Annotated in this window: 21 protein-coding genes; 5 read left to right on the forward strand and 16 right to left on the reverse strand. The window is 68.4% G+C overall.

Annotation, left to right across the window (positions count from 1 at the left end):
- Positions 1 to 26: 26 nt before the first annotated feature.
- Positions 27 to 3,143 carry a CHAT domain-containing protein gene (locus AOZ06_RS33055; protein WP_157233395.1) on the forward strand — a complete coding sequence of 1,039 codons (3,117 nt, stop codon included), beginning with the start codon at positions 27 to 29 and terminating at the stop codon, positions 3,141 to 3,143.
- Positions 3,144 to 3,193: 50 nt separating this feature from the next.
- Here the strand turns inward: AOZ06_RS33055 and AOZ06_RS33060 are convergent, their stop codons facing one another.
- On the reverse strand, positions 3,194 to 4,129 hold the full coding sequence (locus tag AOZ06_RS33060) for a DUF4037 domain-containing protein (protein WP_236951819.1): 936 nt from the start codon (positions 4,127 to 4,129) through the stop codon (positions 3,194 to 3,196).
- Positions 4,130 to 4,198: 69 nt separating this feature from the next.
- Here AOZ06_RS33060 and AOZ06_RS33065 point away from each other — a divergent pair, with 69 nt between their 5' ends.
- Complete coding sequence (locus AOZ06_RS33065) at positions 4,199 to 5,425, forward strand: hypothetical protein (RefSeq protein ID WP_157233396.1); 1,227 nt, start codon at positions 4,199 to 4,201, stop codon at positions 5,423 to 5,425.
- Here the strand turns inward: AOZ06_RS33065 and AOZ06_RS57010 are convergent.
- Positions 5,418 to 6,011, reverse strand: a complete 594-nt coding sequence (locus tag AOZ06_RS57010; protein ID WP_236951820.1) for a hypothetical protein — start codon at positions 6,009 to 6,011, stop codon at positions 5,418 to 5,420. The genes AOZ06_RS33065 and AOZ06_RS57010 overlap by 8 nt on opposite strands.
- A 69-nt stretch (positions 6,012 to 6,080) precedes the next feature.
- On the opposite strand from AOZ06_RS57010, the gene AOZ06_RS33075 reads away from it, so the two are divergent.
- The gene (locus AOZ06_RS33075) at positions 6,081 to 7,298 is read left to right on the forward strand and encodes an ROK family transcriptional regulator (RefSeq protein ID WP_236951821.1); all 1,218 of its coding nucleotides are present in this window, start codon (positions 6,081 to 6,083) and stop codon (positions 7,296 to 7,298) included.
- Here AOZ06_RS33075 and AOZ06_RS33080 read toward each other — a convergent pair.
- Both AOZ06_RS33080 and AOZ06_RS33085 read right to left on the reverse strand, forming a co-directional pair.
- Entirely contained in the window at positions 7,273 to 8,814 is a 1,542-nt protein-coding gene (locus tag AOZ06_RS33080) for an alpha/beta hydrolase (RefSeq protein ID WP_054292975.1), read from the reverse strand. The genes AOZ06_RS33075 and AOZ06_RS33080 overlap by 26 nt on opposite strands.
- A 100-nt stretch (positions 8,815 to 8,914) precedes the next feature.
- On the reverse strand, positions 8,915 to 9,850 hold the full coding sequence (locus tag AOZ06_RS33085) for an NAD(P)/FAD-dependent oxidoreductase (protein WP_054292976.1): 936 nt from the start codon (positions 9,848 to 9,850) through the stop codon (positions 8,915 to 8,917).
- Positions 9,851 to 9,929: 79 nt separating this feature from the next.
- On the opposite strand from AOZ06_RS33085, the gene AOZ06_RS33090 reads away from it, so the two are divergent.
- Positions 9,930 to 10,511 (forward strand): helix-turn-helix domain-containing protein, encoded by a 582-nt coding sequence (locus AOZ06_RS33090; RefSeq protein WP_054292977.1) that lies wholly within the window; start codon positions 9,930 to 9,932, stop codon positions 10,509 to 10,511.
- Positions 10,512 to 10,634: 123 nt separating this feature from the next.
- A complete protein-coding gene (locus AOZ06_RS33095) occupies positions 10,635 to 11,222 on the forward strand; it encodes a hypothetical protein (RefSeq protein ID WP_054292978.1) in 588 nt (195 codons plus the stop codon).
- Between the two features lie 119 nt (positions 11,223 to 11,341).
- Here the strand turns inward: AOZ06_RS33095 and AOZ06_RS33100 are convergent, their stop codons facing one another.
- The 12 genes from AOZ06_RS33100 to AOZ06_RS33155 form a co-directional block, all read right to left on the reverse strand.
- Positions 11,342 to 12,001 (reverse strand): hypothetical protein, encoded by a 660-nt coding sequence (locus AOZ06_RS33100; protein WP_054292979.1) that lies wholly within the window; start codon positions 11,999 to 12,001, stop codon positions 11,342 to 11,344.
- Positions 11,998 to 12,483, reverse strand: a complete 486-nt coding sequence (locus tag AOZ06_RS33105; protein WP_054292980.1) for a hypothetical protein — start codon at positions 12,481 to 12,483, stop codon at positions 11,998 to 12,000. The genes AOZ06_RS33100 and AOZ06_RS33105 overlap by 4 nt, the downstream gene beginning before the upstream one ends.
- The gene (locus AOZ06_RS33110; RefSeq protein WP_054292981.1) at positions 12,480 to 13,670 is read right to left on the reverse strand and encodes an MlaD family protein; all 1,191 of its coding nucleotides are present in this window, start codon (positions 13,668 to 13,670) and stop codon (positions 12,480 to 12,482) included. Before AOZ06_RS33110 ends, AOZ06_RS33105 begins: the two co-directional genes overlap by 4 nt.
- Positions 13,670 to 14,704 (reverse strand): MCE family protein, encoded by a 1,035-nt coding sequence (locus tag AOZ06_RS33115; RefSeq protein ID WP_054292982.1) that lies wholly within the window; start codon positions 14,702 to 14,704, stop codon positions 13,670 to 13,672. Before AOZ06_RS33115 ends, AOZ06_RS33110 begins: the two co-directional genes overlap by 1 nt.
- Positions 14,704 to 15,804: an MCE family protein gene (locus AOZ06_RS33120; RefSeq protein ID WP_063810158.1), complete on the reverse strand. Its 1,101-nt coding sequence runs from the start codon at positions 15,802 to 15,804 to the stop codon at positions 14,704 to 14,706. Before AOZ06_RS33120 ends, AOZ06_RS33115 begins: the two co-directional genes overlap by 1 nt.
- Positions 15,801 to 16,811, reverse strand: coding sequence for an MCE family protein (locus AOZ06_RS33125; RefSeq protein ID WP_054292983.1), 1,011 nt, complete (start codon positions 16,809 to 16,811; stop codon positions 15,801 to 15,803). The genes AOZ06_RS33120 and AOZ06_RS33125 overlap by 4 nt, the downstream gene beginning before the upstream one ends.
- Entirely contained in the window at positions 16,811 to 17,824 is a 1,014-nt protein-coding gene (locus AOZ06_RS33130; RefSeq protein ID WP_054292984.1) for an MCE family protein, read from the reverse strand. The genes AOZ06_RS33125 and AOZ06_RS33130 overlap by 1 nt, the downstream gene beginning before the upstream one ends.
- Entirely contained in the window at positions 17,821 to 19,008 is a 1,188-nt protein-coding gene (locus AOZ06_RS33135) for an MCE family protein (RefSeq protein WP_054292985.1), read from the reverse strand. Before AOZ06_RS33135 ends, AOZ06_RS33130 begins: the two co-directional genes overlap by 4 nt.
- Positions 19,005 to 19,817: an MlaE family ABC transporter permease gene (locus AOZ06_RS33140; protein WP_054292986.1), complete on the reverse strand. Its 813-nt coding sequence runs from the start codon at positions 19,815 to 19,817 to the stop codon at positions 19,005 to 19,007. Before AOZ06_RS33140 ends, AOZ06_RS33135 begins: the two co-directional genes overlap by 4 nt.
- A gap of 2 nt (positions 19,818 to 19,819) precedes the next feature.
- Complete coding sequence (locus AOZ06_RS33145) at positions 19,820 to 20,608, reverse strand: MlaE family ABC transporter permease (RefSeq protein ID WP_054292987.1); 789 nt, start codon at positions 20,606 to 20,608, stop codon at positions 19,820 to 19,822.
- Between the two features lie 3 nt (positions 20,609 to 20,611).
- On the reverse strand, positions 20,612 to 22,003 hold the full coding sequence (locus tag AOZ06_RS33150; RefSeq protein WP_157233397.1) for a DUF6801 domain-containing protein: 1,392 nt from the start codon (positions 22,001 to 22,003) through the stop codon (positions 20,612 to 20,614).
- Positions 22,004 to 22,098: 95 nt separating this feature from the next.
- Positions 22,099 to 23,166: a DUF6801 domain-containing protein gene (locus AOZ06_RS33155; protein ID WP_054292989.1), complete on the reverse strand. Its 1,068-nt coding sequence runs from the start codon at positions 23,164 to 23,166 to the stop codon at positions 22,099 to 22,101.
- Between the last annotated feature and the right edge of the window lie 286 nt (positions 23,167 to 23,452).

Consider the following 23,452-nt stretch of genomic DNA (forward strand, 5'->3'; position numbering starts at 1 on the left):
ACCGCGAGTAGGTACCTTTTCCTACCGTGGTGGTGAGTCATGTCGAGCAGGCCCTGAGCTATCTTGATCAAGCACAGGGCAGTACGGACATCGACGTGGTCGACGCTGCCGTCGACCTGTGCCGTCAAGTGGCCGATTCCGTGCCGCACGACCACCTCGACCGCGCCGTTCACCTGCACAACCTCAGCCTCGCCTTGCGGCTGCGGTTCGAACGCACGGGTACGACGGAGGACCTCGAGCACGCGATCACCACCAGCCGCCAGGCGTTGCGCATGGCGGCTGGTGGTGACCCGAACATCAGCTCGTACCGGCACAACCTGGGGATGTCGCTGTGGTTGCGCTACCAGCGCACCAGCCGCCGTGAGGATCTGGCCGAGGCGATCGGCGTGGCCCGCCGCGGCATGGCGGGCGGAGATCCCGGCCGGACGCTGTGCCTCACCGTGCTCGGTGTGGCTCTGCACAGCAGATATGCCCTTTCGGGCAGCAAACCGGATCTGGACGAGTCGATCTCGCTGATCCGCTCCGCTGTCCACCAGCCCGCGCTGCTGCCCACCCTGGCCACCGCGCTGCTGGCCCGGTTCGCCGCGGGCGGTGATCCCGCTGATCTCGACGAGGCGATCGCCGCCGGGCTGACCGCGGCCGACGCGTTCCCGGCCGGGCATCCCGACTGGGTCCGCGCGGTGTCCGGATTGTGCACTTCTTTCCGTGTTCGCTTCGAGCACGCCCGCAACCGCTCCGACTTGGACCGCTCCATCTCCTACGGCAGGGCCGGAGTCGACGCCGATCCCAGCGCGGCAACGCTCGGCGAGCTCGCGGTGTCGCTCAAGGTCCAGCACGCCACCACAGGCACCTCCGCCGACCGCGACGCCGCGCTGTACACCGCGCGGGCTGCCGTCGAGGCGTCGGCGCACGACGACCCGGCGCGGGCGGTGCACCTGTACACGCTGGGGTCCGTGCTGATGAGCCGGTACTCCGAACTGGGCGACCCGGCCGACCTCAACGACGCGATCAGCCTGATCCGTTCCGCCGCCGGTGCCGCGCGCAGCGACCGGGCGGGCATGCTGGCCCAGCTGATGAACGCGCTGCGGACCAGGTTCGAACGGACCGGCGCACTGGCCGACCTGGACGAAGCGATCGCGACCGGCTGGGAAGCCGTCGCGACGACCACCGCCAACCACGCGCACCTGAGCGACCTGGCGCAGGCGCTGCTGCGCCGTCACGGGCGGACCGGCAGCAACGCCGATCTCGACCAGGCCCTCACGCTCGCCCGCGAGGCGCACGCCGTCGTGCCGCTGACCGAACGCACCGCTGTGTCCAATGTGGTTGGTCAGGTGCTGATCACCCGGTACCGCCGGTCCGGCTCCGCGACCGACCTGGACGGCGCGATCAGCGCGTTCCGCGGTGCCGCCGCGCCCGCACTCGGCCCGGCGCTGCTGGAACGCTACCGGTTGCGCGGCATCCGGGCCGACCTGAACGAAGCCCTCGAACTGACCGAGGACGCCGCCGATCCCGCCGACCCGAGGTCGCTGGCCGATCTGGCGATGGTGCTGCGGGAGGTTTCCGACCTGGACGAGGTGATCTCGTTCAGCCGGGCGGCGGTCCAGGCCAGTGCCGCCGACGACCCCGAACTGGCGGCCCGGCTGTCGGTGCTGGGGAACCTGCTGCTCGACGCGGGCGAGCAGGACGAGGCGTTCACCCGGTTCGTCGAGGCCGCGTCGGTCCCGTCGGCCAGTACGTCCACTGTGGTCGAATCGTGCTGGGCGGCCGCGTCGCTGATCGCGAACACCAGCCCCGGCCGCGCGGCGAACCTGCTGGAGACCGCGGTCAGGGTGGCCGCGCTGTCGCCGGTGCAGCAGGACGACCTGTCGACCGAGGCCGCGTCGCTCGCACTGGCGGCCGGATCGCCGAGCCGCGCGTTGAGCCTGCTGGAACTGGGCAGGGGCGGGCGGCTCAGCCAGGCGCTGGGCACCCGCGGTGACGTCGTCGACCTGCGTGCCGAGTACCCGGAGTTCGCGAGGCGGTTCATCGACCTGCGCGACCAGCTCAGCATGCCCGCGGACCCCCTTTGCCAGCCGCGGGCCGACCGGACCGGCCTGGCAGCGTCGTTCGACGAGACACTGGCGGCGATCAGGGCGTTGCCGGGGTTCTCGGCGTTCCTGCTGCCGGTCGAGGTGGACCTGTCGGCGGCAGCCGACGGACCGATCGCCGTGCTGAACGTCAGCCGGTACCGCAGCGACGCCATCCTGGTGACCACAGCGGGGATCACCTCAGTGGCGTTGCCCCGCCTCACCGCACGTGCGCTCGAATCACGTACCGGGGAGTTCCGCGCGGCGGTGGAATCGTCCAACCAGGACCAGCTGCACGCGGTCCTCGAATGGCTGTGGGAAGTCGCCGCACTGCCCGTGCTGTCCGCGTTGGGTTTCAAAGGCATGCCGCGCGGCGAGTGGCCAAGGATGTGGTGGGTCACGCACGGGCCGCTGAGCCTGTTGCCCCTGCACGCCGCCGGGTACCACTATTCGCGCGGCGAGTCCGTGCTGGACCGCGTGATCTCCTCGTACACCCCGACAATCCAGGCACTCGGACACGCACGGGACTACGCGCTGCCGGTCCCGGTGTCCGACGCACTCGTGGTGGCCACGCTCCCCCACGCGATCGCCGAAGCCGAAGCCGTGTGCCAACGCGTCACGGGCGCGACGCTGCTGATCAACACCGAGGGAACACCGGCGGCGCACTGGCCGACCAGAGGCAACGTCCTGTCCCATGTGGACGAATGCCCGATCGTCCACTTCGCCTGCCGCGGCACAGGGACATCGTTGCTGCTGGCCGACGACCCGCTGCGGATCGCCAGCCTCGTCCCCCTCCAGCTCACCACGGCACGACTCGCGTACTTGTCCGCGTGCACCGCGTCCGCCGAGCCGGTCCAGCTACCCGCGGCTTTCCAACTGGCCGGATACCCGCACGTGGTAGGCACTCTGTGGGAGGTCACGGACTCGGTGGCGTCGTTCATCGCCGGTGACTTCTACGGTGGGATGGCGACCACCAGCGACTCGGCGCGAGCCCTGCACCAGGCCATTCGCGGTATTCGCACCGACATCCCGCATTTGCCGTCGATGTGGGCCGCGTACGCGCATCACGGCGCCTGAGCCGGTTTTCCCACCAGGATCATGTCGGCCCGCGTGCACCGATTGATCAATTACCGGGCACGCAGGGCGTCGGCGAACCGGTTGCCGAGAATGACCTGGAACGGTCGCTCGTAATACGGTCCGGTTGCCGGGTCTAGCGGCTCGGTCAGGTTCAGGCTGTTGTGCAGTTCGGCGACTTTCGTATATGCTGCGGCCAGGTGGTTTTCCCGGTCGTGCCACGTCCGTGCGGTGAGTACGCCCATGAAGTCGATGTCCACGGGGAGTTCGGCGAACGCGCTGCCCAGCCATTTGCTGTACGGCGGATAGCGGCGGGACATCAGCAGGCACAGCCGCATCAGGATCCTGACCTGGCGTGCCGCGACCACCGCGGAGCCGATCTCGTCCCCCACTTCGCCGCACCGGCCGACGAACGCTTCCTTCTTCGCGATCGCCTGCCAGTGCCTGGCCAGGATTTCGCGCCAGGCGTCGTCCGGGTACCAGCTCAGTCTTTCCCGTGCCGTTGTCACGTCGCCGATGTCGTCGTGGAAAACGGCACCGCCGGTCACCTCGGCCAATGTCTGGGTCGATGTCGTCAGCCACGCGTCGATCTCCGTCAACGGGTCGAACCCGAGGTTGTCGGCGAACCACGTCCTGGCGTCGGTGACGTCCACCCGGTGGTGGACGGGCCCGTCGGTGTGGCTCATGCTGCGGACGTGTTCGGTGTCGGTGGCGACGAAATTCGTCGGATACCCGAGGAACGACTTGGGCAGCCGCTCGCTCAACGCCTTGCTGACGTCCGCTGTCCGCGGGTCACCCTCGGGCAGGAACAACTGCAGCCGCGGGCCCCATTCGTGGTCGGCCGAGCGTTCGGTGTCGAACCCGAGCACTTCGGATCCCGCGCCGATCCGGGCAGCGGCGTGTGGCACGTCGCCGAAATTCCCGCGCAGCACCGGTTCCACCGCTTCGTGGTAGAAGCGCCGCGACAGTTCGATCCCTTTGATGAACACGCGCCGCATCCTGCCGGGCTTTCCCGGATCCCGCGACACGTTATCGCCGGAGCTGCCATAGTTCGCCGCGTGGGATCAGATCATGAACGCCTGCTGGCGGCGATAGGGGAGGCGTTGGGTCTCGACGGCCCGTTCCGGGAACGGCCGCCGGTCGCTGGTCCGGCGCAACAGCATTCGGTCGAGGTGCTCAACGGCGTGGTCGATCGCAAGCGGGTCGCCTGGGTGGAACGGCACGTCTTCCCGCCTGACCGGTGGGTGATCGTGTGGCTGCGGGTCGCGGGCGACGGCGTCGCGAACGTTCCCGCGGTGCAGGGCTGGGTCCATTTCGACGAGCCCGGCCGGCGGATCACCGTGCCGCTCAACGACCGCCACGACGACCACGTGTCCGGTGTTCCGTACATCGGTTTCTTCGACGACACGCTGGCGGTCGTGTACAGCAAACTCGGCCGCAAGACGTTGTGCCGGTTGGCCATGAGCTCGTACGGCGTGGTGATCGACCGGATGGCGGTCGGCGATTCCGTGGTCGTGCTGGAACGCCCCCGGCACGCGTCGTGGTACACGACGCTGTGCTACATCGAAGACCGGGCCGACGAATACCTGATGCACCAGTTGTCGCTCCCCAGCCGCGAAGCGCGGGTTCCCATTCCCGTCCCGCAACCGGTCGAGCCGCCGTCCGGGAAACACAGCGGTGCCGATCTGCGGCTCGAGCCCGACGGCCAGGGTGTGCGCTGGGCCGAGCGGGTCTCCGGGACGGACCACAGGTCGTTCCCCGTGCCGCTGCCGGAGATCCTGCAACGCGGGTACGTCGACGACCCCGAGCCGATCTGGAGCGGTCTGCGGGACGCCCTCGGCGGGCCCGGCACCCCGGCCGACGGGCCCGACATCCTGATCGGCGCGATCGCCGCGCCGTTCTGGAACGTCCCGGATCTCCGGCCCGACCGCGGCACACGGTGGTTTCCCGTGGCCTGGTACCGCTTCCTGCTGGAACAGCCGGGTGACGAGGCCGCGCAGTGGTTGCGCTGGCTGGAGCGGCTGGCGGCCGAGGACCAGGCACAGGACCACTGGGGCTGGGCACCGCAGTGGCAGCGGGCCGAAGGCGTCACCCACTTCGCGCTGACCCACATCCTGCGCCACGCCGCCGCGCTCGCCGCCGCCTGCCGCACGGGCGACCGGCCGTCCACCGGCGACCTGGACATCAGCGGGCCCGTCACCGCCTACCCCGCCGGTTTCGCCCGCGCCTGGCGTCGCCTGCCTGACCGGTTCCGGCCGGGCCCGATCCGGCGCGGGCTCACGTGACGCCGGTCAGCACCCAGAACAGCGCGCCGCCGACACCCGCGCCGACGAACACACCGGCGACCACCTGGCCCGTGGTGTGATCGCCGAGCGCCACCCGTGACCACGCCACCAGCGCCACCAGGATCCCCACCAGCGCCAGCCACGGCCCGAACGTCACCGCGAGCACGACCGTCGCCCCGGCCGCGACGCCCGAGTGCATCGACACCTTCCACGACAGCCCGAACGTGATGCCCAGCATCACCAGCAGGCTGACGAACAGGCTCACCGAAAGCGCGAGCACCTGCGGCGGCGCGTCCCCCAGGCCCAGGATCAGCCAGCCGCTGCCGACCGAGACGATCGTGGCGATGAACGGGACCAGCCGGTGTTCCCGGATGGTCACGTGGTGGCTGTCGTATCTGCCCTGCTTCACGCCGCGCATGACCACAGCCATCGGGATCAACGACCCGGTCACGCCGACGACCGCGCCCCACAGCAACGTCGGCCCCAGCTCCCGGGTCGCCTGCGCGGCCACGACGAACGGCAATCCGAACACCCAGATCCACGGCGCCAGCAGTTCGGTCACCAACCGGGCGTACTTCGTGTGCACTTCTCCCCCAACAACGCACGTGATCCCCGCACGATAGTTCCGCGCGTGCGGGTGAGGTTCAATGTAAGGGTGACCGTGCAAGCCGCAGCCTCCATACCCCGGGTCGAGACCAGGCAGCAGTCCCAGCTGCTCGCGCTGTTGCGCGACGAGGGCCCGCTGGCCAAGGTCGAGCTGGGCGAGCGGCTGGAACTGCCCCGTGCGCGGCTGGCGACGGAGATCGCGAAGCTGTTCGAGTGGAACCTGGTCGAGTCCGGCGGCCCGGCGGCCAGCCGGGGCGGCAGGCGCTCCACGCTGGTCAAACTCGCCGACGACCTGCGTTTCCTTTCCGCGGACATCGGGGCGACGTCGATCGGTGTCGCGGTCACGGACGCGCGCTGCGAGGTGCTGGCGCACGTGGTGGAGGACTACGACATCCGCAAGGGCCCGGTGTCGGTGCTCGAACGGCTGACCCAGTTGTCCGGCAAAGTTCTCGCCGAGGTGACCGGCCGGGTGATCGGCGCGGGTGTCGGCCTGCCCGGTCCGGTGAGTTTCCGCGACGGTATGCCGGTCGCGCCGCCGATCATGCCCGGCTGGGACCGGTTCCCCGTCCGGGACCGGCTGGCCAGTGCGTGGGGGTGCCCGGTCACGGTCGACAACGACGTGAACGTGATGGCTCTCGGCGAGCGGCACGCGGGCGTGGCGAGGTCGTTGAACGAGCTGATCTTCGTCAAGGTCGGTACCGGCATCGGCTGTGGCATCGTGCTCGGCGGGCGGGTCTACCGGGGTGTCGCGGGCACGGCAGGCGACATCGGGCACATCAAGCTGGACGACTACGGCCCGGCGTGCGCGTGCGGCGAGGTCGGGTGCCTCGAGGCGTACTTCGGTGGCGCGGCGCTGGCTCGTGACGCGCTGACGCTCGCGCGCAGCGGCCGGTCGACCTATCTCGCCGAACTGCTGTCCCGGCAGGGCGAGCTGACCGCGCAGGACGTGGCCGGTGCCGCCAGTTCAGGGGACTTCGCCGCGGCCAACCTGGTCAGGGAAGGCGGCAGGCGCCTCGGTCACGTGGTCGCCTCGCTGGTCAGCTTCCTCAACCCGGGGATGGTGGTGATCGGTGGCGGTGTGTCCCGGCTCGGCCACCAGCTGCTCGCCGAGGTCCGCAGCGCGGTCTACCGCCGGTCGCTGCCGCTGGCCACGGGGAATCTGCCGATCGTGCTGTCCGAGCTCGGCGACCAGGCAGGCGTGATCGGCGCCGCTTGGTCGGCGACCGATCACGCCTTCGCTGCTACAGGTTCGGGATCAGTGGGCTGACCCGCCCGGCGCTCGCGGGCGCCGAGTCCGGTTCGCAGAACGTGTCCCGTGCGGGCAACGTTCCTGCTGCCAGGAAGTCGTTCACCGCGCGGACCGCGCAGGACGGCGTCGACGGGTCGTACGCGCCGTGGTTGCCCGTGTTGACTGTGACCATCTTGGCGCGCTTGCCGAACGCGCCGCGCATGCCGAGCGCGCCGATGTACGGCGTGGCGGGGTCACGCAGGGTCTGCACGATCAGGACGTTGGCCGGGCCGTTGCCGGTGACCTTCACCGGCGGCTCGACCGGGTCGGGCCAGAACGCGCACGGCCAGATGTTCGTGCCCGTCCCGTTCCACAGCGGGAACAGCTTGCGGTTGACCGAGACGTCCCGTTGGTAGTGCTTGGGATCCCGCGGCCAGCTGGCGTCGTTGCAGAGCACTGCCAGTTGGGACGCCCGCAGGTTGTCTTCCGGCACAGCGGGTACGGACTTCGTCGCCACCGATTGCGGCACGGCACCGCTGGTCGGCGGGACACCGCGGTCCGCGAGCAGCCACAACTCGGCCTGCAACGGGAACTGAAGGGTGTGGTAGGACCACCCGAACACGGCCACCCGGAACACGTCGCCGTTGATCGGCCCGGCCTCCGGGTGGATCACCGGTTTCCTGTTGAGCTTGTCCACCAGCTCGAAGAACTTCTTGCGGATATCGGCCGGGGTGGCGCCCAGTTTGAGCGTGTCGTCGCGGTCGGCCAGCCACTCGGCCAGGTCGGGGAACCTGACTTCGAAGGCGTGGTCCCACAACGCCCACTGGTCGTGCCAGACCTTGTTCGGGTCCACATTGGAGTCGACGATGACCCGGTCGGTCCGCTCGGCGAACAGCGTGGCGTAGACGGCGCCGAGGTAGCTGCCGTACGACCCGCTGTTGTAGGAGATCTTCTTCTCCCCCAACGCGATCCGGAACCGGTCCATGTCACGGGCGGTGTTCGCCGTTGTCACGTGCCGCAGGTTCGGCCCGCCGTTGGCCAGGCAGTCCCGCGCAAGACCCTTGGCGAATTCGACGTTCCGGTCGATCGAGCCGTCCGCGGCGGGGACCGGGAAGTACCGGTCGGCCGGGTATCCCGCCATGGTCCGGCCGCAGGTGACCGGCGCGCTGTACCCCACCCCGCGCGGGTCGATGCTGACCAGGTCGTACCGGTCGAGCACTTCCTGCGGGTAGAGGTGCACGTAGGCGGCCGGCAGGTGCAGGCTCGGGCCACCCGGCCCGCCCGCGTTGTGCATCAACACACCTCGCCGCAGACCCGGCTTGGCTGTCGGCAGTTTCGAGACCAGCACGTCGATCGTGCGGCCCTTCGGGTCCCCGTAGTCGACCGGGACCCGTAACGCCGCACAGCTCATCCTCGGGTCGTCCGGCAGGCCGAACAGCGGCGGCGGGCACTTGCCCCAGTTCAGCGCGGGCCGCTCGGGTGCGGCAGTGGCTTGTGGCGCAAGCGCTCCGGCCAGCAGCGCGGCAGCGGCGACAACCAGAAATGATCTTCGCATCGCTCTCCCCTCGTGGCGGAACCCGGTGCGGGCTCCGCCTCACGAGGGAACTTAGGGCGCTGGCCGGTCGCGTCACATCCTTCGCGCGGACGACCCGGTGTCATACACGGAGATCACTCGTGTCATCCCGGTGACGCATGTCGCGGGCGTCGCGTTCCTGCTCGTGCGAGAACGACATGGCCTGTTCCACGTCCGCTTGGACGAGGGCGAGGTTGACCATCGCGGCGGTGGACGATCCCTCGCCCGCCGAGCTGATCAGGTTGGCCATCGGGTTTCCGACATTGCCCGCCACCCACAGTCCGGGCACGTTGGTGCGGCCGAACGCCTCGGTCAGCTCGGGGTCGTAGCCGAGCGGCTTCAGCACCTCGTCCCTCGGCACGAACTTCGGCCGCAGGAACACCGCTTCCGTTGGCACACAACGCCCGTCGACCAGTTCGACGCCTACAAGCCGGTCGCCCTCGATCACCAGGCCGCGCACGCCCGTCTCGATGATCCGGATGCCGCGCGCTGCCAGCTTGGCGCGTTCCGGGATGTCCGCAGAGGCTGCGAAGAACACGATGTCCGACGACCACTGGCGCAGCAGCAGCGCGTGGTGCGCGTCGTGCAGCACGCCGATCGGCCGGTCGGCGAACTCGTAGCCGTGGCAGTACGGGCAGGCGATGACCTCCTTGCCCCACCGCTCGGCGACGCCGGGGACGTCGGGCAGTTCGTCGCGCAACCCGGTGGCCACGACCACGCTGCGCGCCTTGAGTTTCGTACCGTCGGCGAGGTCCACAGTGAACCCGCGGTGGATCGCCGTGACCTCACCGGAGAAGAACTCGCCACCGTAGCCCGTCACTTCCATGCGGCCGAGTTCGAGGAGTTCTCCTGGTGGGACACCGTCTCTGGTCAGGTAGCCGTGTGAGTGCGCCGCGGGTGCGTTGCGCGGCTGGCCCGAGTCGACGACGGCGACCGAGCGGCGGGCCCTGGTCAGCACCAAGGCGGCGGACAGACCGGCCGCGCCGGCTCCGACAACGACAACGTCATAGGTGGTCATGGGGCCGAGGGTGCCCAATCGGGTGCCGAGGCGACAACTTTTGTTGCCGTTTCCGCAACAACGCGCTCAGACTGGCGGGATGGACCTCGCCAGGACACTCGCCGACGTCGGGCCGCGGCTCAAGCAGCTGCGCACCGACCGGGGCGTCACCCTCACCGACCTCTCCGAGATCACCGGGATCTCCAAGAGCACGCTGTCGCGGCTGGAGTCCGGCCAGCGCAAACCCAGCCTCGAGCTGCTGCTGCCGATCGCGCAGGCCCACCAGGTGCCGCTGGACGAGCTCGTCGGCGCGCCCGAGGTCGGCGACCCGCGGGTGCGGCTCAAGCCGCGCCGGATCCGCCAGCACGACGGCAACTACGCCACCGTCCTGCCGTTGACCAGGCAACCCGGTGGGTTGCAGGCGTTCAAGATGATCCTCGACCGCAACCGGGAGCCCAAGCAGGTCACGCACGAGGGCTACGAGTGGATGTACGTCCTTTCCGGACAGGTGCGGATGCTGCTCGCGGACAAGGAGCTCGTGCTCAAGCCCGGCGAGGTGGTCGAGTTCGACACCCGGTTGCCGCACTGGTTCGGCAGCGCGGACGGCAAGCCGGTCGAGATACTGAGCGTCTTCGGCAAACAAGGCGAGAAAATGCACGTTCGCGCCAGGCCAAAGCAGTAGAACGCTCACCGGCGTGACAATTTCAAAAGCGTCCATCCAGCCACTTGTGGCGATAACATACTCGCGAGTAGGTTGATTTGACGAACCCCGAGGAGTGCGATTTCCGGCAAGGGAGACCAACCTATGCTCAGACCCGTCCTCATCGGCGCGATCGCACTGACCGCCACATTGCTCGGCGCAGGCACCGCCGCCGCCGATCCCGTCTTCACATACGACATAACCAAGGGCAGCTCGACCATCAAGAAGCTCAACTCGTCGCTGCCGCTCGGCCCCGGCGGCCTGGTCGTGGACCTGGAGGGCGCGACCGGCAACTTCACCGCGGACATGACCCTGCCGCCCGCGAAGGGCGAGTTCAAGATCCTCGGGGTCTTCCCGACCACGGCCACCGTGACGTTCCAGCAGGTCGGCAAGGTGACCGGGACGCTGGTCGACGGTGTGGTCAAGGCGCACACCAACGTCACGATCAGGCTCAGCGACGTGAAGGCGGTCGGCCTGCCGATGTTCGTCGGCGACAACTGCCACACGTCGAAGCCCGCGACCATCGACCTGGACTCCGCGCCGGAGTTCAACCCGCTGGAAGGCGGCGACCTGATCGCCAAGCCCTACACGATTCCGGAATTCACCGACTGCGGCCTTTCGACGCTCATGCTGAACGGCCTCATCCCCGGTCCGGACAACTCACTGCGGCTCACCCTCGCCATCAAATGGTAAAAGGGTTCGGACAATGCCCAGCCGGCGTCCTCCCGACGACGCCGGCTGGGCATTTGCCCAGCTCCACAGTCGTGAGTGGTTAGGCCGGTTCTAACCGGACTAACCACTCACGAGTCGGGTCAGCGGGGGATGAGGGAAACGATGCGCCAGGCGCCGTTCTGCTTTTCCGCGGTGACGCTCAGCGCGGCGGCCGAGCCGTTGCTCTTGCCGGTGTCGACGCGGGTGGCGACCTGGTCGAGGAACACCAGCAGTTCGGCCCGGTCACCGTCGAGCGACTTCACGCCGGTGGTCGTCACCCGCGTGGCCAGCACCAGCTTCTGCGCGGGCGCGTCCTTGCGGACCTGCTCGATCAGCTTGTCGTACTCGCCGACCGCGGACCCGGCCAGCACGTCCCGCGCCACGTTCGGATCGATCTTGTCGTAGCTGAACGAGAAGATCTTCTCCAGCCCGGCCTTGACCTGGCCGTTCACCTCGGTCATCGCCTTGGTGTCCACGCCGGGCCCGGCCGTCGAGGACTTCACCAGGAAGAACACCCCGGCACCGGCCAGCACAGCCGCGACGATCACCAGCACGAGCGGGTACCTCGGCCGCGGCGGCGCGGGCTCGCCGACCTCGTCGTCGAGCAGGTCGGTGTCGTCGGACTGCGGTTCGACCGGCTCTGACGGCTCAGCCGACTCGGACGGCTCGACATCGACGACGGCCGACGGCTTCGGCTGTGACCGGCGGTTGTGCCCGGCGACCTTGACCCGGCGAGCCGGTTTCTGCTGCTTCACGGTCATTGCGCACCCACTTCCACTGCCCGCAGCGAGCTGAGCTTCCAGCCGGACCCGGTCCGGTTCAGTCCGGCCTCGAACCGGTTGCGCCGGACCGCGGCCTCACCGCCCTGCGGCGTGACGGTGATCTCCACGGCGGCGATGACCTGGGCGTTGTCGTTGTCCACATCGGTCACCGCCGCGTCGACGACCTTGCCGACGGTGGTGGACTTGCCTTCTTCGAGCCGTTTGCGGCTGTCGTCGCGGCTCTGCAACAGGCTGTCGCGCAGCGTGCCGGTCGACGACTCCAGCCAGCGGTCGAGTCCATCGTCGATGCGCTGGTAGTCCAAAGTGGTCAGGTTGGCGATGCCCTGCTCGCCGACTCTGAGCACTTCCTGGCGGGTGTCGGCGTACGCGTCGGCGGCGTTCGCCGACCGCAGCCACATCCAGCCGGACCAGCCCGCGAACACCGCCGCGACGGTCACGAGGACGATTGTGAACACCTTCACCGGCCACCTCCGAGGACCTGGGTGAGCGTTGTCGGGCCCTGCGGAGCGGGGCTGAGCGCGACCATCGGCGGCGGGTCGGGCACCGGCCCGCCCTTGGGCGCGTTCTGCGATCCGCGAACCGAACTCGCGTTGCCGTACGGCAACGCGCAATGCGCGTTCGTGTTGAACGGCGCGGGGCTGATGTCCTTGCCCGGCCGGTAGGTCGTGCTCTCGTAGCCCTTGCGGCACGGCGGCGGGTCGTAGAAGTTCAGGATCAGCGCCGTGTTGCCTTCGCCGTTCGGGCCGATGATGCGGTAGCCGTCGGCCACCGCTTTCGGGTAGCTGGCCAGCAGTTGCTCGAAGGCGGGGCCGCGGCTGGCGAAGATCTGCGCCGGCGTGAGCAGGTTGGCCAGCACCACACCGAGTTCGGTGCCGGATTCCCTGAGCAGGCCGGTGACCTCCGCCGACACCCCCGGTGTCGCCTTGATCAGGCTGCGCAGGTCACCGTCGGACTTCCTGAGCTGGCCGGCCAGCAGCCGGGCGTCCTCGCTGAAGCCGGTGATCGACGACGACAGCTGCTCCTGCGTGAGCAGGACCGTACCGCTGTCGGTGATCAGGTCCTTGGTCTGCGGCAGGTACTGCGACGCCGTCCTGACGAAATCGGCCTGGTTGTCCAGCAGCGCCCGCAGGTCGTTGCCACGGCCGCGGAACGCGTCGCTGAGCTCGTCGACCACCGTCTGCAGCGAGTCGATCGGCACCGACTTGACCAGGCTGTCCAAATCGGACAGCACGGACTGCACGGGCATCGGCAGGTGCACGCCGGTGATCACGGACCCCTCCCGCAGGTACGGCCCGTCGTCGCGGCGGGGTCTGAGGTCCATGTACTGCTCGCCGACCGCCGAGCGGTTGGCCACGACCGCGACCAGGTCGGCCGGGATCTCGGGTGCTCCGGGATCGAGCCGCAGCTCGGCCTCGATGCCGTCGTCGGTCAGCCGCATCGGCCCGACCCGCCCGACCCGCACACCCCGGTAGGTGACCTCGGAGTTGGTGAACAGCCCGCCGGACTCCGGCATCCTCGCCGTGACGGCCATCCCGCGCCCGCCCAACAGCTGGTCCAGCCCGGCGTAGCTGGCGCCGACGTAGCTCACGCCGACCAGCGCGATCACCAGGAAGATCGCCACCTGCAGCTTGATCCGACGACTGAGCATCAGCGGCCTCCTGGTGTGCCGACCGGCGGGTCCATCGGCCGCAGCGGCACGACCGGTGCCTCGGGGTCGTAGACGACCGGGGACAGTTCGATGAACACGTTCAGGTAGTCGCCCTTGATCGCCTGCGCCGCCTTGTCGGTGAACGGGTAGGTCAGCAGCAGTTCGAACGACTGCGGCAGCTTCTCCCCCGCCGCGGCCAGCGCGCGCAGCGTGGGCGCGAGCGCCTTGAAGTCCGCGACGATGTCGTCCTTGGACTTGTTCACCGTGTCCACGGCCACCTTCGACAGGGTGTCCAGCGACTTCAGCAACCCGACGAGCTGTTCCCGCTGCTGGCTGAGCACCGAGATCCCCGGCCCGAGGTCGGTCAGCACCCCGGTGATCCGGCCGCGTTGCGCGGCCACCGTCGAAGCGAGCCGGTTCAGGCTGGTCAGCGCCCTGGTGATCTCGTTGCGGTGGCTGTCGAGCTCGCCGACGAACGTGTCCATGTTGGACAGCAGGCTGCGCAGGCCCTGCTCGTTGCCGTCCAGCGCGTTGTTGACCTCACGGGCGATCTGCTGGAACTGGCCGACGCCGCCGCCGTTGAGCAGCAACGACAACGCGCCGAAGACCTCCTCGATCTCCGCGTTGCGGTTGGTGCGTTCCACCGGGATCACGGAGTCGTCCCGCAGCCGGCCCGTGGGTGTGGAAGGCGCTCGCAGCTCCACGAACTTCTCACCGAGCAAACTGGACTGGCGGACCGAGGCCAGCGCGTTGGCGGGCAGTGCCACGTCACCGTTGACCAGCAGGACGACTTCAGCCGTCCAGCCGTCGCCGCCGACGTCGATCGCGTCGACCCGGCCGACCGGGACGTCGTTGACCTTCACGCCGGACTGCGGCACCAGGTCCAGCACGTCGGCGAACTGCACACGCACGCGGTACGGGCTGTCACCGAGGTCGGCGCCACCGGGCAAGGGCAGGTTGTACACGCCGTTGAACCCGCCCGCGCCGCAACCGGCCACCAGCAGGAGCACCGCCGCCAGAACGAGCGCGCGCATCACTTGCCTCCCGCGCTGTACTGCTGGCCCATCGCGGGCAGCGGCAGCGCCGGCCCGTCGCTCTGCGTACCGGGCTTGAGCTCAAGGCACTTCTGTGAGTTCGCAGCGCTCACAGGCGCGACGTTGCACGCGACCATCGAGCCGGGGTCGTAGTACTCCAGCAGGAGTGTGCGTGTCTCCAGCGCACCGGTCCGCGGGTTGATCGCGTCCGACAGGTTCATCACCGCGTTCGGGGCGACGTCGATCGCCTCGGCCAACGACTTGCGCTGGTCCACGAGCACCTTCGTGATCCCGGTCAGCTTGTCCACGTTGGACTTCAACGCGGCCCGGTTGTCCTTGATGAACCCCCGCACCTTCTCCAGCGCACCGGCCAGTTCGGCCAGCGCGCCACCGAGGTCGGCCCGGTCGGCGGCCAGCGACGCCGACACGTCCCGCAGCTGGTTGGTGAACTTGACCACGGTGGAGTCGTTGCGCGCCAGCATGGTCGTGAACCTCTGCAAGCCCTCGACCGTGCCGAAGAGCTGGTCCTTGGCGCCGGCGAGGGTCCGTGACGCGTCGGCGAACTGCTTGATCGTCTCCCCGATCAGCGCGCCGTTGCCCTTGGTGTTCGCGGCCATCACGTCGAGCAGCCTGGACAGTTCGCCCTTGGAGTTGGCGCCGTCCGGGCCGAGCGCGGTCGACAGCCGGCTGAGGCTCTTGTAGAGGTCGTCGAGCTCGACCGGGGTGATGGTCCGCTCGACCGGGATCACCGTGCCCGACTCCATCCGCGCGCCACCGGCGTACGCGGGTGACAGCTGCACGAACCGGTCGCTGACCAGGCTCGGCGCCACCACGACGGCGGACGCGTTGGCGGGGATCGCCCGGTCGGAGTCGACCGACAACTCCACCCGCACCTGCTTGCCCGCCGGGGTGACCTCGTCCACCGTGCCGACCGGGATCCCGAGTATCCGGACGGTCGAGCCTTCGTACAGGCCGACGGCGGTGTTGAAGTACGCGGTGATCCTCGTCCCGCCGGACGGCCGGAAGACCAGGTAGGTCACCGCCGTCAGCACCAGCGCGACCACCGAGACGATGGTCAGAGCCCGCAGTCCCCGTGTCATTTCGACCCCTTCGGCGGAATGCAGTTCCCGTTGGCCGGATCGGTGTCCGGCGGCGAGCCGACCGGCGCGACCAGGCCGCACACGTACATGTCCAGCCACCTGCCGTTGCCGCCAGCGTTGCCCAGCAGCCGGTAGTACGGGCCGGCCATCTGCAGGCTCCGGTTCAGGTTGTCCTGGTTGCGTTGCAGGATCGAGTTGACGCGGTCCAGCTGTTGCAGTGCGGGCCGCAGGGTCGCGGTGTTGTCGGCGACCAGGCCCGACAGCTGCGCGGCCAGCTCACGCGTCCCGGCCAGCAGCGAGCTGATCGAGTCACGCCGTTTCCTGATCTCGCCGAGCAGCAGTTCGCCGTCCTTGAGCAGCTTCTCCACCTGCGCGTCGCGGTCGGCGAAGACCTTGCTGATCTCGTGGGTGTTGGCGAACAGCTTGGCCAGTTCCTGGTCGCGCGTGGAGATCGTCTTCGACAGCGCCGACAGGCCTTCCAGCGCCGAGCGGATCTCCTTCGGCGAGTCCTGGAACGTGTCGGCGAGCACGCCGAGCGACTCGGCGAGCTTGTTCGTGTCGATCTCGGTGACCGTGGTGGCCAACTGGTCGAAGACCTGGTTGATGTCGTACGGCGAGGCCGTGCGGCCGATCGGGATCGGCTGGCCCGGGTCCTGTTCGGCGTCGCCCTGCGGGTCGACCGAGAGGTACTTGGAGCCGAGCAGGGTCTTGATCCGGATCGCCACCGTGCTCTTGTCGCCGATCCACGCGTCCTTGACGCGGAACCGCACTTTGATGTGGTCGCCTTCCAGGTCCACTTCCTTGACCGTGCCGATCTTCACGCCCGCCGCGCGCACCTCCGTGCCGGAGATCAGCCCGGCCGCCTCGGTGAACTGCGCGGTGTACGTCCGGCCGCCGCCGATGATCGGCAGGTCGTCGGAGTAGAACGCGGTCAGCCCGATCAGGCTGAGCACCGCGATGCTGACCGCGCCGACGACCGCCTGGTTTCGTTCCTGGAACGACCTCATCACTTGCACCTCGGCTGGGTCACGGGAATGCCGGCGGCCATCGGCATCGGCAGCGGTGTCCCGGTCTGCGCCGAGCACAGGAACGTGTTCAGCCACGAGCCGTAGCTGACTGTCCGGCCGATGGACTCCATTTTCACCGGCAGGTTCTTCAGTGCCTGGTCGACGGTTTTCTCGTTGTCCGCCAGGTTCTTCGCCACCTGCCCGAGTGCGGTCATGCTGTCCTTGAGCGGCGCCCGCCCGTCTTCGAGCAGGCCCGCGGTCGCCCCGGCCAGCTCGTCGAGCGAGCTGATCGCCTCGCCGATCGGCTGGCGGTCCTTGGCGAAGCCGGTCACGAACTGCTGCAACGTGGTGAGCAGGCCGCCGAGTTCCCCGCTGTGCTCGTTGACGGTGTCGAGCACCTGGTTGAGGTTGCCGATCACCTCGCCGATCACCTGGTCCTTCTCGGCCAGTGTCGACGTCAGCGACGCGGTGTGCCGCAGCAGGCTCTCCACTGTGCCGCCCTCGCCCTGCAGCACCTGGATGATCTCGTGCGAGAGCTTGTTGACGTCGTCCGGCGACAGCGCCTGGAACAGCGGCTTGAAACCGTTGAACAACACCGTCAGGTCGAGTGCCGGCTTGGTGCGCTGCAACGGGATCTCCGTACCGGGTTCCTGGATCCCGCCGACCGGGCCGACACCGCGCTCCAGAGAGATGTAGCGCTGCCCGATCATGTTGCGGTACTTGATGGTCGCCGTGACCGACGCCGGCAGTTCGCGCCGCGCGTCGACGGTGAACGCCACCTTGGCCACGCGCTTGTCCACCAGGTCGATCGTCTCCACCTGGCCGACGCGGACCCCGGCGATGCGCACGTCGTCGCCGACCGACAGGGATGTCACGTCGGCGAACCTGGCCGAGTAGTCGTACGACGGCCGCAGGTCCACGTTCGCGATGGTCAGCCCGAGCAGGCCGGTCGACGCGACCGTGACGATCGCGAACACGATCACTTTCAGCAGCGGTGCGACCAGTCCCCTCATCGGACAGTCACCTCCGCGCCCCGGTACAGCGGACCGACCAGCAGGCTGCCCCACGCGGGCATGTCGTCACCGAGCATCACGCCGAGCGCGTCCCGTTCGGCGGGCGAGTTCGGCAACGGGTCCAGCGCGGCCGGGTGGAACGCGGGCGCGGCCTGCCCGAAGCAGCGCGGTCCCGGCTTGTCGCCGTACTTCGGGTCGTCGCGCGGCGAGACGTACTTGCCCCTCGCGGGCTGGACCTTCAGGTCCACGTGCAGCCCGCCGCCCTCGAACGCCTTGTCCACTCTCGGTTTGAAGTCCGCGACCGCGGTCAGCATGCACGCGTACTGCGGCGCGTACTTGGCCAGCAGCTCAAGCGTGCCCCGGCCTTCGTCGGCGAGCTTGATGATGGTGTTCTTGTTGGTCGTCAGGAACTTCGTCATGTCGTTGCTCGCGGTGCCGAGCGCGTTGTAGAGGGTGAGCAGCGAGGTGCGCTGGTCCACGATGGTCTTGCTGGTCACGGTGAAGTCCGACAACGCCTGCAGGAAGTCGGTCGCCGCCGCGTCGTAGGTGTCCGCGACCGAGGCGAACCGGCTGATGTCCTGTTTGATCTGCGGCAGCTGCGGGTTGAGCTCGCCGACGTACTGTCCTACTTGGACGAGGGTGTCACCGAGCTTCGCACCGCGCCCGTCCAGCGCCTGCGAGAGCGCGGTGAGCATCTCGGAGAGCTTCTCCGGCCGGACGGACTGCAGCAGCGGCAACAGGTTGTTGAGAACCTGTTCCATCTCCACGCCCGCCGCCGACTTGTCGTGGTTGATCCAGTCACCACCCGCCAGCTTGCCGCTCGGGTGCTCCGGCAACGTCAGGCTGACGTAGCGCTCGCCGAACAGCGTCTTGGGCAGCAGCCGCGCGGTCACGTTCGCCGGGATCCGGTCGAGCGACTCGGGGTTCATCGTCAACGTCAGAACCGCGCCGTCGCCGTGGCTTTCCACCGAACGGACCCGGCCGACGTTGATACCGCGCAGTTTCACGTCCGCGTCGGCCGACATCTGGTTGCCGACCTGGCTGGTGCGCAGGGTGACCGTCGGGTCGTCGGAGAAGGCGTCGGCGTAGATCGCCACGGTCAGCGTGAGAAAACTCGCCACGATGACCACGTAGAGCAGCCCCAGCAGGCGCATGCTGGTCAGCTGGTGGCGTTCCTTGCTCATCCCGCGATCCTCACCGTCGTCTCGGTGCCCCAGATGGCCAGGCTGAGGAAGAAGTCGAGGATGCTGATCGTCACGATCGACCAGCGCACCGCGCGGCCGACCGCCAGGCCGACGCCCGCGGGGCCGCCCGCGGCGCGGTAGCCGTAGTAGCAGTGCGCCAGGATCACCGCGACACTGAAGACGATCACCTTGAGGAACGACCAGAGCACGTCTTCCGGTGGCAGGAACAGCGTGAAGTAGTGGTCGTAGGTACCGGCTGACTGCTCGTAGAACTCGACCGTGATCGTGCGGGCCGCCAGGTACGAGGTCAGCAGGCCGATCACGTACAGCGGGATGATGGCGATGAACCCGGCGACCACGCGGCACGTGACCAGGTACGGCAGGCTCGGCACGCCCATCGTCTCCAGCGCGTCGATCTCCTCCGAGATCCGCATCGCGCCGAGTTGGGCGGTGAAACCGGCGCCGACCGTGGCCGACAGGGCGAGCCCGGCGACCAGCGGCGCGATCTCGCGCGTGTTGAAGTACGCCGAGAGGAAGCCGGCGAACGCCGACGTGCCGACCTGGTTCAGCGCGGAGAAGCCCTGCAGGCCCACGACCGTGCCGGTGAACACCGACATGCCGACCATCACGCCGATCGTGCCGCCGATCACCGCCAGCGCGCCGCTGCCGAAGCTGACCTCGGACAACAACCGGACGATCTCGCGCAGGTAGCGCCGCGACGCGCGCGGGATCCACAGCAACGCCTTGGCGTAGAAGGATAGCTGGTCTCCCAGCTTGCCGAACTGGTCGAGCTGGCGTTCCATCACCATCGCTACAGCCCCTTCCGCGGAACGACCTGCAGGTAAATGGTGGTCAGCACGAAGTTGAGGAAGAACAGCAGCAGGAACGTGATCACCACGGCCTGGTTGACCGCGTCGCCGACGCCCTTCGGGCCGCCCTTGGGGTTGAGGCCGCGGTAGGACGCGACCACCCCGGCGATGAAGCCGAACATCACGGCTTTGATCTCGCTGATCCACAGGTCCGGCAGCTGCGCCAGCGCGGAGAAGGTGGCCAGGTAGGCACCGGGTGTCCCGCCCTGCAGGATGACGTTGAAGAAGTAGCCGCCGAGCACGCCGACCACGCTGACCATCCCGTTGAGCAGCACGCAGATCACGACCGACGCGTACACGCGCGGCACGACCAGGCGGTGGATCGGCGAGACGGCCAGCGTCTCCATCGCGTCGATCTCCTCGCGGATCTTGCGCGAGCCGAGGTCGGCGCAGATCGCCGAGCCGCCCGCGCCCGCGATCAGCAGCGCGGTGATGATCGGGCTGGCCTGCTGGATCACCGCGAGCACGCTCGCCGATCCGGTGAACGACTGCGCGCCGATCTGCTTGGTCAGCGACCCCAGCTGCAGGGCGATCACGCCACCGAACGGGATCGCCACCAGCGCGGCGGGCAGGATCGTCACCGAGATGATGAACCAGCACTGCTGGATGAACTCGCGGAACTGCACCGGCCGCCGGAAGGTCATCCGGAACACTTCGAGACCGAGCGAGCAGAGCCTGCCGACCTCACGCAGGCCGTTGAGGCCACGCGTGGCGAACTGCGGTGCGGCCATGGCTTACCGCCTCCTCTGCGACGGCGGTACGCACTTCTGGTCCGGCGGGTCGCAGTTGACCAGTGCGCCGAACGTGAGCTTGAGGTGGTTGCCCGGCCCGGAGATCAGTCCGGTGAGCAACGGGTCGAGGTCCTCGGTCACCCCGCAGCCGGAGTACGGCGGGATGATGATGTCGGTTTCCATGATGCCGCCGTCGAAGATCGTCCACTCCTCCGGCTTGGACTTCAGGTTGATCACCGTGGGCTCGGCGGTCACGCACTTGTCGCCGACCGGCAGCGGGGTGCCGTTGACCTTGCTGTCGCTGAGTTTGAGATCGGTCTTGGCCGAGCCGGTGAAGACGCCGTTCTTGACCCGGCCCTCCGCGCGGCCGACCGGGATGACCGTGGCGGTGGCGGTCACCGGCACGAAGCCGAACGTGACGAACGAGCCGGGGGCGGGCGGCCAGACCAGGTCGCCGAACACGGCGCCGCAGTCGACCATCTCCTCGCCGTTCATCTCCCACCAGAAGTACAGCTGCGAGCTGAGGTATCCTGGCCCGAAGTCGATGTGGCCCTTGAGCTTGCGGACGTCCGCACGGCCCGACAGCGGGTAGTAGACCCAGAAGTTGTACGCGTCGGGCGGGACGTCCTTGCAGAACTCGGGCTCTTCGGCGGCGTTGCGCTGCGGCTTCTTGTCCCGGACGGTCGGGCGCTGCGTCCCTTGCGGACTCTGCGGCGACGCGCCGGGCGCGGTGGGCAGGCCACTGGCCGAAGTGGACGGTTTCGACGTGGTGACTGTGGTCGGTGGCGGGTTGAGCACCACGACCGTCCCGAGTGCGGTGTCCTGTCCCTGCTCCAGCACGCACCCGGCGGGAGCGACCGGCTTGCCCGGGTCCTCTTCCCGCGTCTTGGGCTGCACCAGCAGCATTTCCAGCGCGCCGAGGGTGAGGACCAGCTTGCCGGGCTTGTCGGTCTTGAACTCGGTGCCGGGCTTCAGCGCCTGTTCGACGACGACGTCCCCGTCCTCGGCGGGCAGCGTGGTCGACGGCAGTTGCCCGGTCGCGGCCAGCACCCTGTCACCGGACTTGACCTGGACGCCCATGATCCCCTCGATGGACGAGACCAGTTTTTCCTTCAGCGCCTTGACTGTCCCGGCCGGGAACGTGACCTTGAGCTTGACGTCCTTCGGCTGCACAGGGGTCGCGGTCGGCACGGTCGCGGGCAGCGTCAGCGCGAGCTCGGCCGTGATCGCCTGGTCGCCGACCGGGTCGATGTCGCAGGTCGCGCGGATCGGTTTGACCACACGGGTTTCCGCCGCGACCTGGTCACCTCCGGCCGCTGTGACCATCGTCGGTGGCGCGGCGATCGTCACCGCCGCCAACATCACGGCCAGACCGGCACGTTTTCGGTGCGACAAGGTGACTCCTGTGCTGCGCGGCGGAACTTCGACGGCTGAGCGGCGTGGCCCCCGGAAAGAGGTTCTCCGGTGGCCACGCCGCCGCTGGTGCTCGATCAGCTGAACACGATCGCGCCGAGCCCCGCGTCCTGACCGGGGTTCAGCGTGCACGGGGCGTTGAAGGTGCCAAGGTCGGTCGGCGTGCCGTCGGCCTTGAGCGGGGTGAACGTGCCGTTCAACTGCGGACCGGCACCGAGGGCGAGTGTTCCAGCGGCACCGACGGCGACACTGGGGGTGTTGAGCGAGATGGGAGCGGTCAGATCACCGGAGGCGGGCACGTTCGTGGACGGAACCGTGCCGGGGATGCCGATGGCGATCGACGTGCCGTTGTAGGAGTTGGTGACGTCAGCGACGGCCTTGCCCCCGACCGTTGCCGCGCCGTGGTTGCGCAGGGCGTCCACGACCGTCGCGGGCAGCGTGGCCGCGATGCTCGCTGTCGGCTGCACGCGGCTGTTCACCGTTCCGGTAGCCGGAATCGTGCCCTGGACCCTGCCGGAAACGTTCACCGCACCGACCTCGGGGAAGGTGCAGTTGTAGGTCAGCGTCTTGTCGAACGGCTGCGACGGCGCGGTACCCGTCGACGGCGGGGTGACATTGCTGCCGGTGACCGGGACCGAGGCCAGAGAACGGTCCTGCGGCGGCGTGGTCGTCTTCACCGTGCAGGGAACATTCAGGATGCCGAGAGCGGTCGGCGTGCCATCCGCTTTCCGGGTGTCGATCTTCGCGGTGAAAACGGCGCCGGCCGCGAGGCTGACCGTGCCCGCCTTGTAAACGATCAGACTCGGCGTCGGACCCTGAATGTCGACCGGCATCGTGCCCGGCGTCGAACCGGCAGGCGGCACATTTTGCTTGGCGACCTTCAGACCGGGAATTCCGATTGTCATGTTTTTGCCGTCATAAGCGGCGTCCACATCCGCGGTGGCGGTACCTTCGGTTGTGGCCGTCTGGAACGAGCGCAAAGCATTCACAATAGGAACGCTCAAAGTAGCGGTGATCTTGAGGTCACTATTGACGATTCGGACACCGGTGGTACCGCTGTCCGGGATCGTGATCTTCACGGTCGCGGCGACATCCTGCTGGCCGACCAGCGGGAAGGCACATCTGTAAGTGAGGTTCTTGGTCACCTCTCCTAACGCGGTGGCTGCCTGTGCGCTGGCTACGAACGCACCAGCAGCCAAAGCAGCGACGGCAACAACGGCGGCACTGCGTCTCATTTACCTACCTCCTCGGGCTCTCGTCGACAGGGCGAACGAGAACAGGTGGCTTTGATTCACGCGGCAGACCTACCGCCGAGTAGGTTACTTCGGTTGACTCACGGGTAACAAGAGGTTGTCAGACAAGCTGATCCACTCCGTGAAACTTGTCATCGGGTTGCGGAAATCACAAGACCCACTTGTCACGTTCCTGCGC

Origin of the sequence: Kibdelosporangium phytohabitans, from assembly GCF_001302585.1 — a bacterium.
Lineage (GTDB): Bacteria > Actinomycetota > Actinomycetes > Mycobacteriales > Pseudonocardiaceae > Kibdelosporangium > Kibdelosporangium phytohabitans.